The sequence below is a fragment of the Halomonas sp. ND22Bw genome (assembly GCF_003011945.1).
In the GTDB taxonomy this organism is placed as follows: domain Bacteria; phylum Pseudomonadota; class Gammaproteobacteria; order Pseudomonadales; family Halomonadaceae; genus Halomonas; species Halomonas halophila.
This window is the reverse complement of record NZ_PXWD01000355.1, coordinates 1-357: the sequence shown is the minus strand read 5'-3', so window position 1 is coordinate 357 and position 357 is coordinate 1. Positions and strand designations below refer to the sequence as shown.

Below are 357 nucleotides of genomic sequence, written 5' to 3'. Positions count from 1 at the left end.
CCTGCACCAAGGCCTGTCGACGGCTGTCGGCATCGGCATCCAGAACATGCCCGAGGGGCTGGCCGTCTCGGCGGCGATGGCGACCCTGGGCTATGGCCGCTGGCCGGCCTTCCTGGCGGCGCTGGCGTCGGGTCTGGTCGAGCCGGTCGGCGGCCTGATCGGGGCCAGCGTGGTCGATCTGCTGCCCGGCGCCCTGCCGTGGGGCCTGGGTCTGGCGGCCGGGGCCATGATCTACGTCGTCACCGCCGAGATCATTCCCGAGACGCGCGAGAAGTCCAAGGGCGAGGGCTCGATGATCGGGCTGATGATCGGTCTGGTGGGGATGATGTTCCTGGACATCGCCTTGGGGTGATCGGG

1 protein-coding gene is annotated in these 357 nt (G+C 70.0%); it reads left to right on the top strand.

Annotated features, from left to right (window positions below):
- A partial coding sequence (locus CVH10_RS18410; RefSeq protein ID WP_181244488.1) for a ZIP family metal transporter occupies positions 1–352 on the top strand: 352 nt, incomplete at its 5' end.
- Between the last annotated feature and the right edge of the window lie 5 nt (positions 353–357).